This window comes from Guyparkeria hydrothermalis (genome assembly GCF_023555385.1).
Lineage (GTDB): Bacteria > Pseudomonadota > Gammaproteobacteria > Halothiobacillales > Halothiobacillaceae > Guyparkeria > Guyparkeria hydrothermalis_A.
In genome coordinates this window covers 1,171,815-1,186,173 of sequence record NZ_JAJSED010000001.1, presented here as the reverse complement: position 1 = coordinate 1,186,173, position 14,359 = coordinate 1,171,815, and the positions used below count along the sequence as shown (strand labels likewise).

At 66.5% G+C, this 14,359-nt stretch carries 12 protein-coding genes; 6 read left to right on the top strand and 6 right to left on the bottom strand.

Annotated features, from left to right (window positions below):
* The first annotated feature begins 4 nt into the window (after window positions 1-4).
* The 5 genes from LV476_RS05440 to fhuB all read left to right on the top strand — a co-directional run bounded on the left by LV476_RS05440 (window position 5) and on the right by fhuB (window position 4,900).
* Entirely contained in the window at window positions 5-412 is a 408-nt protein-coding gene (locus tag LV476_RS05440) for an ExbD/TolR family protein (RefSeq protein ID WP_250074193.1), read from the top strand.
* Between the two features lie 77 nt (window positions 413-489).
* Entirely contained in the window at window positions 490-1,278 is a 789-nt protein-coding gene (gene fhuF / locus LV476_RS05435) for a siderophore-iron reductase FhuF (protein WP_250074190.1), read from the top strand.
* Window positions 1,278-2,045 (top strand): ABC transporter ATP-binding protein, encoded by a 768-nt coding sequence (locus LV476_RS05430; RefSeq protein WP_250076259.1) that lies wholly within the window; start codon window positions 1,278-1,280, stop codon window positions 2,043-2,045. The genes fhuF and LV476_RS05430 overlap by 1 nt, the downstream gene beginning before the upstream one ends.
* 4 nt (window positions 2,046-2,049) lie before the next feature.
* The gene (locus LV476_RS05425) at window positions 2,050-2,931 is read left to right on the top strand and encodes an iron-siderophore ABC transporter substrate-binding protein (RefSeq protein WP_250074188.1); all 882 of its coding nucleotides are present in this window, start codon (window positions 2,050-2,052) and stop codon (window positions 2,929-2,931) included.
* Window positions 2,921-4,900: a Fe(3+)-hydroxamate ABC transporter permease FhuB gene (gene fhuB / locus LV476_RS05420; protein ID WP_250074186.1), complete on the top strand. Its 1,980-nt coding sequence runs from the start codon at window positions 2,921-2,923 to the stop codon at window positions 4,898-4,900. The genes LV476_RS05425 and fhuB overlap by 11 nt, the downstream gene beginning before the upstream one ends.
* A 250-nt stretch (window positions 4,901-5,150) precedes the next feature.
* On the opposite strand, the gene LV476_RS05415 is transcribed toward fhuB, so the two are convergent.
* The 5 genes from LV476_RS05415 to LV476_RS05395 form a co-directional block, all read right to left on the bottom strand.
* On the bottom strand, window positions 5,151-7,322 hold the full coding sequence (locus LV476_RS05415) for a TonB-dependent siderophore receptor (RefSeq protein ID WP_250074184.1): 2,172 nt from the start codon (window positions 7,320-7,322) through the stop codon (window positions 5,151-5,153).
* A 332-nt stretch (window positions 7,323-7,654) separates the two neighbouring features.
* The gene (locus LV476_RS05410; RefSeq protein ID WP_250074182.1) at window positions 7,655-9,706 is read right to left on the bottom strand and encodes a copper-translocating P-type ATPase; all 2,052 of its coding nucleotides are present in this window, start codon (window positions 9,704-9,706) and stop codon (window positions 7,655-7,657) included.
* A gap of 165 nt (window positions 9,707-9,871) precedes the next feature.
* A complete protein-coding gene (locus LV476_RS05405) occupies window positions 9,872-10,660 on the bottom strand; it encodes a copper resistance protein B (protein WP_250074180.1) in 789 nt (262 codons plus the stop codon).
* Between the two features lie 20 nt (window positions 10,661-10,680).
* Window positions 10,681-12,603, bottom strand: coding sequence for a copper resistance system multicopper oxidase (locus LV476_RS05400; protein ID WP_250074179.1), 1,923 nt, complete (start codon window positions 12,601-12,603; stop codon window positions 10,681-10,683).
* 87 nt (window positions 12,604-12,690) lie between these two features.
* Window positions 12,691-13,146, bottom strand: coding sequence for a cupredoxin domain-containing protein (locus LV476_RS05395; protein ID WP_250074177.1), 456 nt, complete (start codon window positions 13,144-13,146; stop codon window positions 12,691-12,693).
* Between the two features lie 363 nt (window positions 13,147-13,509).
* Here LV476_RS05395 and LV476_RS05390 point away from each other — a divergent pair, with 363 nt between their 5' ends.
* On the top strand, window positions 13,510-14,103 hold the full coding sequence (locus tag LV476_RS05390; RefSeq protein ID WP_250074175.1) for a Spy/CpxP family protein refolding chaperone: 594 nt from the start codon (window positions 13,510-13,512) through the stop codon (window positions 14,101-14,103).
* A gap of 149 nt (window positions 14,104-14,252) precedes the next feature.
* Here the strand turns inward: LV476_RS05390 and LV476_RS11300 are convergent, their stop codons facing one another.
* Entirely contained in the window at window positions 14,253-14,327 is a 75-nt protein-coding gene (locus LV476_RS11300; RefSeq protein ID WP_434062831.1) for an SHOCT domain-containing protein, read from the bottom strand.
* Window positions 14,328-14,359 lie beyond the last annotated feature (32 nt).

Here is a 14,359-nt window from a genome sequence, read left to right as displayed (position 1 = left end):
TCCCATGGCATTCGGTCGCCTCGGCGAACAGCGCGAGCCCATGGCGGAGATGAACATCATCCCGCTGGTCGACGTGATGCTGGTGCTGCTGGTGGTGTTCATCGTCACCGCCCCCGTGATCACGCACTCGGTCAACGTGAAATTGCCGACGGCCGACGCCTCGCCACAGGACGAACGCCCCGACAGCCTGACGATTTCACTCGATGCCGCCGGGCAGCTCTACCTGGCTGACGAGCCGGTTCGTGCCACGCGACTCGAATCGCGCCTGGAGCAGGCGATGAGCGAGAACCCCGAGCTGGTCGTCTACCTGCGTGCCGACGAGTCGACCCCCTACGGCCGCGTGGCCGAGACGATGGCCAAGGCCCGCCAGGCGGGGGTCGAGCGGCTCGGCTTCGTTTCCCGTCCCGAATGATGACGTCCCGGGGAGACACGATGAACGTAGCCACCCGTCCCGCTTTGCCTGTCGCGTTGTCCCCTCAGGACCGCGGCATGGCGATATTCCGATCGGTATTCTCCGGTCCGCTGGCAAGGCTGCCTCGCCCGGTGCTGGGCGAGTGGTCGGGGGAGGGGGTCTCGCTCACTTTGCGACAACTGCGCGATCCGTCGGCCCTGGCGGTGATCCTGGAGCGGTTTGCCCCCAACTATCCGGGAGGTGACCGCCGCGCGGTGGCATCGATGTGGTCCAAGTGGTTCTTCAACGCTGTGCTGCCACCCGTCGTCGGGCTTCTGCTTGCCGAGCGACGGGCATGCATCGCCGACGATGCCTCGGTCGGCGTGATCATCGATGCCTCCGCTCGTCCCAGTCGGTTCTGGCTGCGGGAATCAGGTGATATCACCGATCCCGTATCAGTTGAGACGGGCATGGAGCGGCTGGTTCGTGAGCGTCTTTCCCCCGTGGTCGAGGCCCTGTCGGTCGCATCCGGGGCCTCGCGCAATGTCTTCTGGAGCAATGCCGGCAATTCGGTCGAGTACCTGGTCGGCGAAATGGCGCGTCATCCGGCGATCACGCCGGCAACGCTCCAGGTGGCCTATGCCTTTTTCGAGTGTCGGCGATTCGGCGACGGGCTGCGCAACCCGCTGTCCCGTCCGGTGCGCTACCGCGCGATTGCCGACGAGAGCAGGGGCGTCGAGCGGCAACGGCGGGTCTGCTGCATCCGGTACCTCCTGCCGGAGGTGTCGTATTGTGCCAACTGCCCGCTGGCTTGCCGCCGCACCGACGAGGCGTCGACGGGCGGAGCATGCCGCACCGTGCGGCACCCCTCTCGGGGGGCGGCGTGATGTTCGAGCTCGAGGACGTCACCTTCTCCGTCAACCACAAGCGGCTGCTCGAGCCGGTCGACCTGCGTCTCGAGCCCGGTCGCGTCGTCGGCCTGGTCGGGCACAACGGCTCGGGCAAGTCGACGCTGGTCAAGCTGCTCGCTCGGCAGGCCCCACCGTCCGGCGGCACACTGCGGTTTGAGGGACGGCCGCTGGGCGAGTGGTCGTCGCGGGCGTTTGCCCGACGCGTGGCCTACCTGCCGCAGCATCCGCCGGCCGCCGGGCATCTCACCGGCCGTGAGCTGGTCGGTTTCGGCCGCTATCCCTGGCATGGGCTGCTGGGACGGTTCGGCGCGACCGATCGGCGGCAGGTCGATCAGGCTATGGCGATGACGCAGACGACCGCATTCGCCGACCGGCGTGTCGAGACGCTTTCCGGTGGGGAGCGGCAACGGGTCTGGCTTGCGATGCTGCTCGTCCAGGAAAGTGACTTCCTTCTCCTCGACGAGCCACTCTCGGCGCTCGATATCGCCCACCAGGTCGAGATGCTGCATTTGATCCGTCGCCTCTCCCACGAGCTGGGATTGAGCGTCGTGATCGTCCTGCACGACATCAACATGGCCGCGCGCTACTGCGACGAACTGGTCGCCATGCACAGCGGTCGCCTGCTGGTGCGCGGCACCCCGGACGAACTGATGGATGCCGCAACGCTGCGATCGATCTACGGCGTCTCGATGCAGGTGGTCACGCCGCCGGGCCAGTCCCGCCCCGTGGCAATCGTCGACTGATCCCATGGGTGGCTCGCTGGTTCGTCACGCCGTGCGGCGGTGGGTGATCACGCTCGTGGCATGGCTTGCCACGACGAGTGTCGTCGCGGCCACGCCGGACGGGGCGCCGCGGATTGCGACGCTCGACTGGACCATTGCCGAGACCCTGATCGCGCTCGACGCCCGCCTGGTTGGGCTTGCCCAGATCGACGGCTACGCCGCCTGGGTCGGTGAACCGGCGGTGCCCACCAGCGTGCTGGACCTCGGTCTGCGGGCGCAACCGAATCTCGAGCAGCTGGCCGGGCTGGCGCCGGACCGGCTCGCGCTGTCCCCGATGTTCGCTGGTCTCGCGCCGCGACTGGAGACGATCGCCCCGGTCACCACCTTCTCTCTCTATGGTCCGGATGCCGAGACGTGGCCGGCGATCCGGCGCCTGACGCGTGAGTTGGGTGCCTTTGCCGACCGCGAGCGGGAAGCCGAGGCGCTGATCGCGCGCTCGGAGGCCAAGATCGATCAACTGGCGCAACGCCTGCCCGCCGGGACCCCGCCGCTGATCGTGGTGCAGTTCATGGATTCGCGCCACGTACGCGTGTTCGGCGAGAACGGGCTGTATCACGCGGTGCTCGAGCGGCTGGGGCTCGAGAACGGCTGGACGGGGGAAACCAATCGCTGGGGCTTCTCGCTGGTCGGGCTGGAATCCCTGGCGCGACTGGACGGTCGGCTGGTGGTGGTGCGGCCGTACCCCGTCGGCGTAGCCCGGTCGCTGGCCGACAGTGCGCTCTGGACGCGGCTGTCCAGCCGGTCGCACGGCGAAGTGATCGAGCTCGATCCGGTCTGGAGTTTCGGTGCCTTGCCCTCGGCGACCCGTTTCGCCGAGGCGCTGGTGGAGGCGCTCGATGCGGACTGAGCGAGGCGCCATCTCGCCGGCCGGGGCGAGCGGCCTGCTGCTGTTCGTCCTCCTGGGGTTGATGGTGCTGGAGCTGCAGGCCAGGACCGGCGGGTTCGTGCCCGGGCAATGGTGGCCCTGGCTCGGCGACGGGGCCATTACCCCGCCCGAATGGCTGCTGGCCCTGGCGTGGTGGCCTCGGCTGGTGACCGCGCTTGCCGCCGGGGCGGGGCTTGCGATTGCCGGCGTGTTGATGCAGCAGGTCCTGCGCAATCCGCTCGCCTCGCCAACCACCCTGGGTGTGGCCGGCGGGGCGAATCTTGCCCTGATGGCGGCCAGCCTGTTTGCCCCGGCGTTGATGCTCGCGGGTTCCGAGTGGGTCGCGCTTGCCGGTGGGGCGGCCGCCATGGGACTGGTCTTCCTGCTGTCGTGGCGTCAGGCGCTCTCGCCGCTGGTGGTCGTGCTGGCGGGCCTGGTGGTCAATCTCTATCTCGGCGCGCTGGCCATGGTCTTGCTCCTGTTCAACCAGGAGACCCTGCAGGGGCTGTTGATCTGGGGGGCGGGCTCGCTGGCGCAGGACGGGTGGCATGATGCCGTGTTCCTGCTGCCGCGACTGGCGCTTGGCCTGCTGGTCGCGTGGCTGCTGCTGCGGCCGCTACGGGTGCTCGAACTCGACGATGCCAGCGGACGCAGCCTCGGGGTCAACCTGGCCGGGCTTCGCCTGGCTGCCCTCGGCGCGGCGGTGTTCCTGACGGGGAGCGTGGTCAGCGTGGTCGGCCTGATCGGTTTCATCGGTCTGGCCGCACCCAACATCGCCCGTTTGCTTGGCGCCGAGCGCCTCGGTTCCCGGCTGCTCTGGGCGCCGATCATCGGGGCACTGCTGCTGGCCGTCACCGACCTGTTGCTGCAGTCCGCCGACGCCTGGCTGCCGACGCTGATCCCGACCGGCGCGATGACCGCGGCACTCGGGGCGCCGATGCTGCTGTGGCTGATCCCCCGCCTTCGCCTGGAAGCCGCGTCACCGGCCTCGGTCGAGACCGGCTGGCCCCGGGCGTCTCGTCCGGGGCCAGGGCTGGCATGGCGCGCCGTGGCACTCGTGCCGGTGGCCTTGCTGGCGCTGTTCAGCGGCCATGTGGCGGGCGCGTGGCGCTGGTGGGCCGCCGCGGGGGTATGGGAGTGGCGCGTGCCCCGCCTGCTGGCGGCGGCCGGGGCCGGCATCCTGCTCGCCGTCGCCGGCACCCTGCTGCAGCGCCTGACCGGCAACCCGATGGCCAGTCCGGAGGTGCTGGGTGTCAGCAGCGGGGTCACGATCTTTCTGCTGCTCGGAATCGTCCTGTTGCCGGGCGTGGATCTGCCGTTGTTGGTATTGCTGGGCGTGATGGGCGCCTTCGCGGCCCTGGCGCTGCTGGTGCTGCTCAATGCCCGCAGCGGCTTTCTCCCCGAGCGGCTGCTGCTGACCGGGGTGGCGATCACCGCGCTGGCCGAGGCGGTGCGCGCGCTGGTGCTGGCGGGAAGCGATCCGCGTGGCCAGCAGATCGTCGCCTGGCTGTCCGGCTCGACCTATTTCGTCGGCACGACCGAGGCATTGCTGGTGCTGGGGTTCGGCGTACTCGCCGCCCTCGGCGTGCTGCTGCTTTCCCGCTGGCTGGATGTGCTTCCTTTGGGCGCCTCGGTCAGCCGGGCGCTGGGGGTGCCGGTGGGTGCCGGGCGGCTGGCGGTGCTGGCGGTCGCGGCCGTCTTGACCGCCGCGGCCACGCTCGTGATCGGGCCGCTGTCCTTCGTCGGTCTTCTCGCCCCGCACATGGCGCGCCTGCTGGGCCTGTCGCGTGCCCGCGATCACGTGCTCGGGGCGGCGCTGATCGGTGCCGTGCTGATGATCGCCGCCGACTGGATCGGACGACAGATCCAGTTCCCGCAGGAGATCCCCGCCGGCCTGGTGGCCTCCCTGATCGGTGGCACCTACTTCCTCTGGGCGCTGCGGCGCCTCTAGCCCGTCGGTGGACCGCGCCGGGGTGGCGTCGCATGCCCGCGGTCCGCCACCAGCCAATCCGCGTTCCGCGTCATCCATGACCACAAGACGTTTGCCCTTCATGGCCGCCAAACGGGGCAGGGGGAATGGGTTTATGCCAGCGGCCTGGTGGTACGGCAGCGTGGTGCCGGGCGAACCGGCATGAAAAAGCCCCGCCGAATGGCGGGGCACTGTCGGTCATCGTTCCGGCGTCGAAGACGCCGGGCAGGGGTCAGTAGCGCCAGTTGACGCTCAGCATGGCGTTGCGCGGTGCGCCGTAGTAGCCCTGGTCCCACTGCAGGCTGGTGAGGTATTTCTCGTCGGTGACGTTGTTCAGGTTGAGCGTGACGTCCACCTGGTTGTTCACCTCGTAGCGGGCCATCAGGTCGACCACCGTGTAGGCATCCTGGCGGGTCGTGCCGTCGGCAGAGGTCTGCTCCCGGGAGATGTCGCTCTGCCAGCGCAGCTGGCCACCAACTGTCAGTTTCGGCAGGAACGGCAGCCGGTACGTCGTGCTGGCCCGCAGCATCTGCTTCGGGATGAAGCTGCGCGCACGCTCGCCGTCGGCGTTCTCGATGTCCACGTAGGTGTAGCCGGCCATGGCTCGCCAGCCCGGCAGAATCTCGCCGGCGGCGGTCAGCTCGATGCCCTGGCTGGTGATCCCGTCGGCACCGCGGTAGTAGGTGTCCACGGTACCCGGGATCGTGCCCGCGGGCTCGGCGACGTTGTCCTGCTCGGTGTGGAACACGGCGAACGAGGTGTTCAGCCGCTTGTCGAGCAGTTCGGCCTTGAGACCGACCTCGTAGTTGACGCCATCGATCGGATCGAGGCGCTGTCGGTTGATGTCCACCTCGGTCTGCGGCTCGAAGATCTCGGTGTAGCTCGCGTAGGCGGACAACTGGTCGTTGAGGTCGTAGACCAGGCCGGCGTAGGGGGTGAGCTCCGCGTCGTAGGACGTTTCGCGCGTGGTGCCGTAGGTCTCGCCGGTGTTGTCCAGCCAGGTCGCCCGCGTGCCGAGGATCGCCGTGGTGCGCTCATTGAGGTTCAGTCGCGCCGCGGAGTAGACCGCCGTTTCCCTGTCGGTGAACTCGCTGCCGCCGGTGCCGCCGGTGAAGTCAGGCTCCGGGTAGTTGCCGTCCCACTGCTCCAGCGGCGGCAGCGGTGTGCCGATGTCCTCGCCGTAGTGCGAGATGTCGTCGGTCTCCGAGCGGGTCCAGTTTACGCCGGCGACCAGTTCGTGCGTGCGGCCGAGCAGATCGAACGGCCCCTTGGCCTGAACGTCGGCGATCCACTGCTCGTTGTCGTAGTCATAGCGGCTCGGGTAACTGTACAGGCCGCGTCCGGTGGATGGGTCCGGGGTGCCGTACATGTAGAACAACTTGGCGTCCGCCTCGGTTTCGACGCGGTTGATGGCCGCGCGCGTCTGCCAGCCGTTGGTGAAATGGTGTTCGAGCTCGACGAAGGTGCGCCGGTCCTGATTGTCCCAGTAGGCCCAGTTCGAGGACGTGGCGGTGGAACGATCGTAGTCCGTCTGGGTGCCGTCGGTGTAGTACAGCGGCAGGGCGCCCCAGAGCGGGCTATCGGCGTTGTTCTGCTGCCAGGTGTGGCCGGCGGTCAGGATGGTGTTGTCCGTGAGGTCCGCCTCGACTACCCCGTAGGCGACGTAGCGGTCGCGCTCGTAGCGGTCGAGATACGATTCGCCCTGTTCGCCGGCGACGACCAGGCGGCCACGGATGCGTTTGTCTTCGGTGATTGGTCCGGACACGTCGCCTTCCACGCGGCGGCGGTTCCAGGAGCCGGCACTCAGCTCCACCTCGGCCTGGGCTTCGGGTGTGGGGCGCTTGCGGATGAAGTTGACGGTGGCCGACGGTGAGCCGCTACCGGACATCAGGCCATTGGCGCCACGGATGACCTCGATACGGTCGTACACCGCCGTGTCGATGTCGCCCTGGACGTTGCCGTAGGCGAACGGTGCCCCGAGGCCGTCGATCTGGAAATTCTGGATGTCGAAGCCGCGCGAGGTGTAGTAGGTGCGGTCGGTTTCGACCTTCTCCACCGTCACGCCCGGGGTGGCTTCGAGCGCCTTGTTGGCGCTGTCGAGGTTGAAGTCCTCGATCTGCTGGTTGGTAACGACCGAGAGAGATTGCGGCGTCTCGCGCGCGGAAAGGGTCAGCCCGGTCGCCGTCTGCGAGTCGGTGGGGGCGTACTGGCCCGTCTCCTCGGTGGGCAGGCTGAAACCGGCCCCCTCGACCACCACGCTCTCGAGCACGGTTGTTTCGCTGCCGGCTTCTTCGGCGAGGGTGGTGCCAGTGGCGCCCAGCGCTAGACAGGGCACGGACCAGGCAAGCGCTTGCCGTACGGCGCGACTTGTCGGGGTGCGTCGCACCTTCGTCGTCATCTTCATATGCGGTCAATCTCTGGTTCTGTAGGGATGAGATGCAGTCGCGACTGCGATCGCGGTGAGCAATCTACATGATAATGGTTCGCATATGCAATATGACGATATGGATTGGCCGATGCAGCGACTCACAGGGGAAGGGGGTGCCCTGCGGACGTAGCGGTCAAATACCCGGAAGGCCGTCGCCGTTTTGGGTCGAACGGCAGACAGGGTTCAGTAGGCCAGATAGGGGAAAGCGCGACGCTGGTTGTGACGCGCGCCAAGGCAGGGGCGTAACCGGCATCGTCTCTCGGCGTTGCAAGGCACCACGCCGAGGGACGATGTGTGAAGAGGTCGGTCTAGGTCATCGCCTCCTTCGCGTCGCCGGGCTGGAATCGCTCCAGCAGCTTGGCGTTGATCGCGACCACGATGGTGGAGACCGACATCACTGCCGCGCCGATCGCCGGTGGCATCAGGAAACCCACGCCATAGAGGACACCGGCGGCGAGCGGGATGGCGACGATGTTGTAGCCGGCGGCCCACCAGAGGTTCTGGATCATCTTGCGGTAGGTGGCCGCGGAGAGCTCGGTGACGGTGGCGACGTCACGCGGGTCGGAGTTCACCAGCACGATGTCGGCCGATTCGACCGCCACGTCGGTGCCGGCGCCGATGGCGATGCCGAGATCCGCCTCGGTCAGTGCGGGCGCGTCGTTGACGCCGTCGCCCACCATGGCCACCGACAGCCCCTTCTCCTTAAGTTCGCGGATGCGGGTGGCCTTCTGGTCGGGCATTACCTCGGCGAAGAAATCGTCCAGGCCCAGTTCGTCGGCCACCGCCTGGGCGACGGGCTTCGAGTCGCCGGTGAGCATCATGCACTGCATGCCCATCGCCCGGATCCGGTCGACCGCCTCGCGCGAGACCTCGCGGACGATGTCCGATAGGGCGATCGCGCCGGCGGGCTGGTCGTCCACCAGCACGAAGACAACCGTCTTGCCTTGCTCTTCGAGCCGTTTGACCCGGTCGTCGTCGATTGCGATGTCCTGCCGTTCGAGGTAGCCCGGGCTGACGATGCGGACGGTCTCGCCATCGACGCGCGCCTCGACCCCCTCGCCGGGCAGGCTCTGAAAGTCGCTCGCCTCGGGCAGAGAGAGATCGCGATCGCGGGCCGCTTCGGCGATACCCACGGCGATCGGGTGTTCGGAGCTCGACTCCAGCGCGGCGGCCAGTCCGAGCAGCGTGTCGTCGCCCCGATCGCCAAGGGCGACCACGTCGCTCACCCCGAATCGGCCCTCGGTGAGCGTGCCGGTCTTGTCGAATACGAACACGTCGGTCTTGCGCGCCCGCTCGAAGGCGGCCCGATCACGGATCAGGAGGCCGTTACGCGCCGACTTGCTGGTCGAGACGGCCACCACCAACGGCACCGCGAGTCCCAGCGCGTGTGGGCAGGTGATCACCATCACCGTGACCATGCGCTCGAGCGAGAAGTCGAAGGCGTAGCCGGCAATCAGCCAGGCGGCAAGGGTCACCGCGCCGACGGTCAGGGCGATGTAGGTCAACCAGGCTGCGGCGCGGTTGGCCAGGTCTTGTGTGCGCGAGCGCGAGGCCTGGGCCTGCTTCACCATGTCGATGACCTGGGACAGGTAGGTCGACTCGCCCGTGCGGCTGATCTCGACCACCAGCGTGCCTTCGCTGTTGATCGCACCACCGATCACCTCATCGTCCTCGCTCTTGCTTACCGGCTTGGATTCGCCGGTCAGCAACGACTCGTTGACGTTCGAGCGGCCCTCGACGATTCGCCCGTCGGTTGGGATCTTCTCGCCCGGCTTGACGCGCACGCGGTCGCCCGGTTGCAAGGTATCGACGCGGACGTCCTCGGCTTCGCCGTTATCGCCGATCCGGTGGGCGGTAGCCGGCATCAGTTTGACGAGGGCCTCGAGCGCGCCGGAGGCGCCCATGATCGAGCGCATCTCGATCCAGTGCCCCAGCAGCATCACGTCGACCAGGGTGGCCAGTTCCCAGAAGAACACGCGTCCGGACAGGCCGAGGACCACGGCGGAGGAGTAAAGGAACGCCACCGTGATGGCCAGGGCGATCAGCGTCATCATGCCCGGGGCGCCTTGACGGATCTCCGAGACCAGCCCGGTTAGGAACGGCCAGCCGCCGTAGAAGAACACGGCGATCGACAGGACGAACAGCAGGTAGCGGTCACCGGGGAAGTCGAGCGCCGCTTCCAGGCCGAGAAAGCCCTGGATCATCGGCGAGAGCAGCAGGATCGGCATGGTCAGGGCCAGCGAGATCCAGAAGCGGCGCCGGAAGTCGGCGATCATCGCACCATGATCATGATCGCCATGATGCGAGTGATCGTGCTCGTCGTGATGGTGCTGATGGACGGACGGAGAGTCCTCGTTCATGAATCGCGGTCTCCTTGTTCATCTTTAGGGCGGTGTGACAACTCAAGCACATGGGCGCCCGAGTTGCTCGGCTGCCGTCGAAAACGGCGCGCCCCGTCATGCGGGGGCGCGGTGATCACAGCGGCGCGAAGCCGGTGGTTTTTGAGTGGGCCGGTCGTTGCCGCCCTAGAACCACATTCGTACCCCCGCAAGCACCCGAAAGTCGCTGGTGTCCTCGCCTTCGGCCTCGGCCATGTCGGCGGTGTCGCCGAGCTTCCGGTTCCAACTCACGCCGATGTAGGGGGCGAACTCGCGCTTGATCTCGTAGCGCAGCCGAACGCCCAGCTTGACGTTGTTGATGCCCTGGCCGACACCGAATTCCTCGACCTTGTCAAAGGCGTACGAGGTCGCCAGTCGGGGCTGGAAGACGACCCGCTGACCGAGCTGGACGTCGTATTCCGCCTCGAAATCCATCGAGGTGTCGCCTTCGTCGCTGACGCGCAGGTTGGTGTCGATCTCGAACCAGTAGGGGGCCAGCCCCTGCAGGCCGATGACCGCGAAGCCGCGATCATGATCCGGTCCGGGCCCGTATTCGAGCTGATAGCCCACGCCGCCCTGGATGGACCAGAAGGCCGAGATCAGCCGGCTGTACAGCAGGTCGAGCTTCTCGATCTCGCCGCCGCTGCCGCCGGAGACTGTGTCCTCTCCTTCGCCTTTGACCATGACGCGGTTGTAGTCGCCGCCGTACCAGCCCTGGAATTCCCAGTTGACGCTGTCTTCGTCGTCACCGGCGGCATATTCGAGGCGGTCGATCAGGAATCGACCGTAGGGCTCGTCACCCACCGGTGGTGCCCAGCCCTTGTCGCGGGCGAAGGGTGCCTGGCCGTCGGCCAAGGCGGCCATCGGTGTGCCTGCCAGCATGCCTGCCGTCAGCAGGCTGCCGAGCACGGTGCGGATAGTTGGCTTGGTGCTCATCGACTTGCTCCTCTTGATCATCAGGCGACGGATACGACACGGAACATGCCGGCCTTCATGTGGTACAGCAGGTGGCAGTGGAAGGCCCAGTGACCCTTCGCATCCGCGGTAATGCGGGCAGACACCATTTCGCCCGGTTTGAGCGACAGCGTGTGCTTGCGCGGCCGGTATTCACCGTGGCGGTTCTCCAGTTCCATCCACATGCCGTGCAGGTGGATGGGGTGTTCCATCATGGTGTCGTTCACCAGGATCAGGCGGAGTCGCTCGCCGTAATGGAACTGGATCGGGCCGTCGACTTCCGAGAACTTCTGCCCGTCGAATGACCACATGTAGCGCTCCATGTTGCCGGTCAGGTGCAGTTCCACCTCGCGCTCGGGTTCGCGCTGATCCGGCCATGGCGCGTGGGCACGCAGGTCGTCGTAGACCAATACCCGGTGTTCGGGCGTGTTCTCGAGCCCGACACCCGGATCGCTCATCCGGTTTCTCGGGTTCATCGCCACCATGGCGGCACCCGGGCCGTGCTTGTCCGGGCCGTGTTCAATCGTTCGGCCGGCCAGGGGCCAGGCGCTCGCGTCGGCGCCGTCGGCCATCGCCATGTCGTGACCGCCCTTTATGTCCATCGAGCCGCCCGATGACGGCTTGGAGGCAGGCTGCTTGCCGCTGTGCGATGACATGCCGGCCATGTCGTCGCCCTTGGCCTTCATGTCCCCGCCCATGTCCATGCCGCCTTTCATGTCCATGTCGTTCTTCATGTCCATGCCGGCCATGTCCATGTCACCCATGTCCATTCCCATGGCGGCCATGCCGCGCTCGGGCATCGGGCGCGGGGCGGGGATCTCGGCCTGCATGCCCACCTCGGTGGCGAGCGTGCCGGCCGCAAAGCCGCTGCGGTCCATGACCTCGGCGAAGATCGTGTAGGCCTGTTCGTCCTCGGGCTCGACGATCACGTCGTAGGTTTCTGCGACCCCGATGCGGAATTCGTCGACCGGGACCGGTTCGACGTCCTGGCCGTCGGCCTGCACCACGGTCATCTTCAGGCCGGGGATGCGCACGTCGAAGAAGGTCATTGCCGAGCCGTTGATGAACCGCAGGCGGATCTTCTCTCCCGGCTTAAACAGGCCGGTCCAGTTATCGCGCGGGGCCCGGCCGTTCATCAGATAGGTATAGGTGCTGCCCGTGACGTCGAGGATGTCGCGGGAGCTCATGCCCATCTCGCCCCACATGGCGCGCTCGCGCATGGTCTGCGCCCAGCCCTTCTTCTCGATGTCCTCGAGCAGGGTCTGGACGGTGCGCTTCTGGTAGTTGTAATAACCCTCGGCCACCTTGAGGTTGCGGAAGACGTCGTGCGGGTCCTCGAAGGTCCAGTCCGATAGCATGACGACGTAGTCGCGGTCATACTCGTATGGCTCGGGCTGGGCCGGCTCGACGATCAGCGGACCGTAGTGACCCAGCTGCTCCTGGAGACCGGAGTGGCTGTGATACCAGTAGGTGCCGGCCTGCTTGAGCGGGTAGTAGTACTCGAACGTGTCCTTGGGCGGGATGCCCTTGAAGGTCACGCCGGGCACGCCGTCCATCTGGAACGGCAGTAGGATCCCGTGCCAGTGGATCGAGGTCCACTCGTCGAGCTTGTTCTGAATACGAATGCGGACATTGCGCCCTTCACGCATGCGGATGGCCGGCCCCGGGACAGTGCCGTTGACGGTGACCGGGTTGGCCGGCTTTCCGTCGATCTTCATCGGCGTGCGATCGATGACCAGGTTGAAGATGTCGGTATCGCCATCCTCTACTCGTTCGGCTTCATGGTTACCGGCCTGCGGCCAGCCGAGGGCAGGGCGGATGCCGCCATAGCCATACAACGCGGCCAGGACGCTCATGGAGGTGACGTTTCGCAGGAACCGGCGCCGTGAGTGGCCTTTCCCGGTCAGGGTTTCGTATTGGTCCATTGTCGTTTTCCTCAGTCGTGCGGAAAGCGTGATTCGTTGGTTCGGCGAATTACGTTGCTCGCGGGAGCGGGATCGCCATCAGGACAGCTAGCGGACGTCGATCGTCCCCTTCATGCCCGCTTCGAGGTGCCCGGGTATCAGGCAGGCGAAATCCACCTCGCCGGCCGAGGGAAAGTGCCAGACGATCTCCCCGCTCTCGCCGGCATCCAGCCGGATCATGTTTGGCTCGTTGTGCTTCATGCCCGGCTGTTCGCGCATCTGCTCGGCGTGTGCCTTGAGTTCGTTAAGCGAGCCAATGACCATCTCGTGGGGCTGCTGGCCGGTGTTCTTCACGGCGAATCGGACCGTCTGGCCGGCCTCGACCCGGATGCTTTCCGGGGCGAAGCGCATCTGGTCATTCATCGATACCTCGATCGTCCGGTCCACCTCGGCCGATTCGCCCGGCGTACCGGTCATCGCCTCGTGGCCGCCGCCGTGATTACCGCCCGCGCTCGCCATCACCGGCATCAGCGCGAGTGCAAGCAGGATCTGTCGTCGGTTCATGCGTCTCGTCCTCTTGGTGACGGTGCGTGAAGGAAGCGTCCGCCTCCCGATTTCGTGCCAACGACTTTAGTGCGCCCCCCTGTCCCGCGCCTGACTGCAGGATTACGTTTTTGTCAGGTGGGTTTTCGGCTCGGGATAAAACAAGAGGGCGGTAGGGCAGGGTTTGTCGGCGGAAATGGCCTGAATGGCGTCGAAACAAGGGGTTGGCATCGGCTGGCGATCTTGGGTAGCCCTGCTACGTTCCTTATTGCGCGGGACGTATCGGACGCAGTGCCCTAGCCCTGCGTGGAGCGTCCCCGGGAGGCCGACCTTCCCGGGGCGATACCTTGTTGACGGCCTTCAATCCAGAGGAGGAGAAGCGCCATGAGAAAAGCCAGACTGATCCGCGAACTGACTGCCTGCACACTTGCCGTCGCCATTGTCGGGGCGGCGCCCGCCTCGTTCGCCGATGACGAGCCCAGACGCGGTGCCTACGGGCCCGGCATGATGATGGGGGGTGGCTACGGGCCGGGATATGGCCCAGGCATGATGGGGGGTGGCTACGGCCCGGGATATGGCCCAGGCATGATGGGGCGCGGCTATGGTGGTAACTACGGCCCCGGTTACGGTAGCGGCTACGGCCCCGGCATGATGGGCGGTGGCTACGGCCCCGGCATGATGGGACCGGGCTATGGTGGTGGCTACGCACCCGAGTGGGGCTGGAATGGTCAACGACTGACCGATCAGCAGCGGGACCGCCTGAGAGCCATCCAGGAAGACCAGCAGGAAAAGCAGTACAAGCTGATGCAGAAGATGCAGGACCGGCAGCGAGAGCTCTATCGCATGCAGCTGGCCGCCGACCCGGATTACGAGGCAATCAAGAAGAAGTCTCGCGAGATCGGGGATCTTCAGCAGCAGATGGCCCAGGAGCGCATCGAGGCTCACAAGCGCATGGAGAAAGCGTTGGGCGAGAACTGACGTTCCCGGCAGTCATCGTGTTGGGAAAGGCAAAGGCCGCCCGGATATCGGGCGGCCTTTTTCGTGGCGGAGAGGGTCGGTCCCTCATCGGCCCGGCAATGCGTGCGTAGACGAGCCGAGGCCGGTCAGTGTCCGGCGCAGACGGGTGCTCAGTCGAGGTCCCGCTTCATGCGCTCGTAGGTGTCGTGGTCGATTTCGCCCCGTGCGTAACGGCGATCGAGGATCTCCTTGGCAGTGGAGCGGCTGGACAGGCGGT

Excerpts from the sequence above, each read along its gene's own strand:
- LV476_RS05440 (WP_250074193.1), top strand. The coding sequence starts at position 5 with ATGGCATTCGGTCGCCTCGGCGAACAGCGCGAGCCCATGGCGGAGATG.
- fhuF (WP_250074190.1), top strand. The coding sequence starts at position 490 with ATGGCGATATTCCGATCGGTATTCTCCGGTCCGCTGGCAAGGCTGCCT.
- LV476_RS05430 (WP_250076259.1), top strand. The coding sequence starts at position 1,278 with ATGTTCGAGCTCGAGGACGTCACCTTCTCCGTCAACCACAAGCGGCTG.
- LV476_RS05425 (WP_250074188.1), top strand. The coding sequence starts at position 2,050 with ATGGGTGGCTCGCTGGTTCGTCACGCCGTGCGGCGGTGGGTGATCACG.
- fhuB (WP_250074186.1), top strand. The coding sequence starts at position 2,921 with ATGCGGACTGAGCGAGGCGCCATCTCGCCGGCCGGGGCGAGCGGCCTG.
- LV476_RS05415 (WP_250074184.1), bottom strand. The coding sequence starts at position 7,322 with ATGAAGATGACGACGAAGGTGCGACGCACCCCGACAAGTCGCGCCGTA.
- LV476_RS05410 (WP_250074182.1), bottom strand. The coding sequence starts at position 9,706 with ATGAACGAGGACTCTCCGTCCGTCCATCAGCACCATCACGACGAGCAC.
- LV476_RS05405 (WP_250074180.1), bottom strand. The coding sequence starts at position 10,660 with ATGAGCACCAAGCCAACTATCCGCACCGTGCTCGGCAGCCTGCTGACG.
- LV476_RS05400 (WP_250074179.1), bottom strand. The coding sequence starts at position 12,603 with ATGGACCAATACGAAACCCTGACCGGGAAAGGCCACTCACGGCGCCGG.
- LV476_RS05395 (WP_250074177.1), bottom strand. The coding sequence starts at position 13,146 with ATGAACCGACGACAGATCCTGCTTGCACTCGCGCTGATGCCGGTGATG.
- LV476_RS05390 (WP_250074175.1), top strand. The coding sequence starts at position 13,510 with ATGAGAAAAGCCAGACTGATCCGCGAACTGACTGCCTGCACACTTGCC.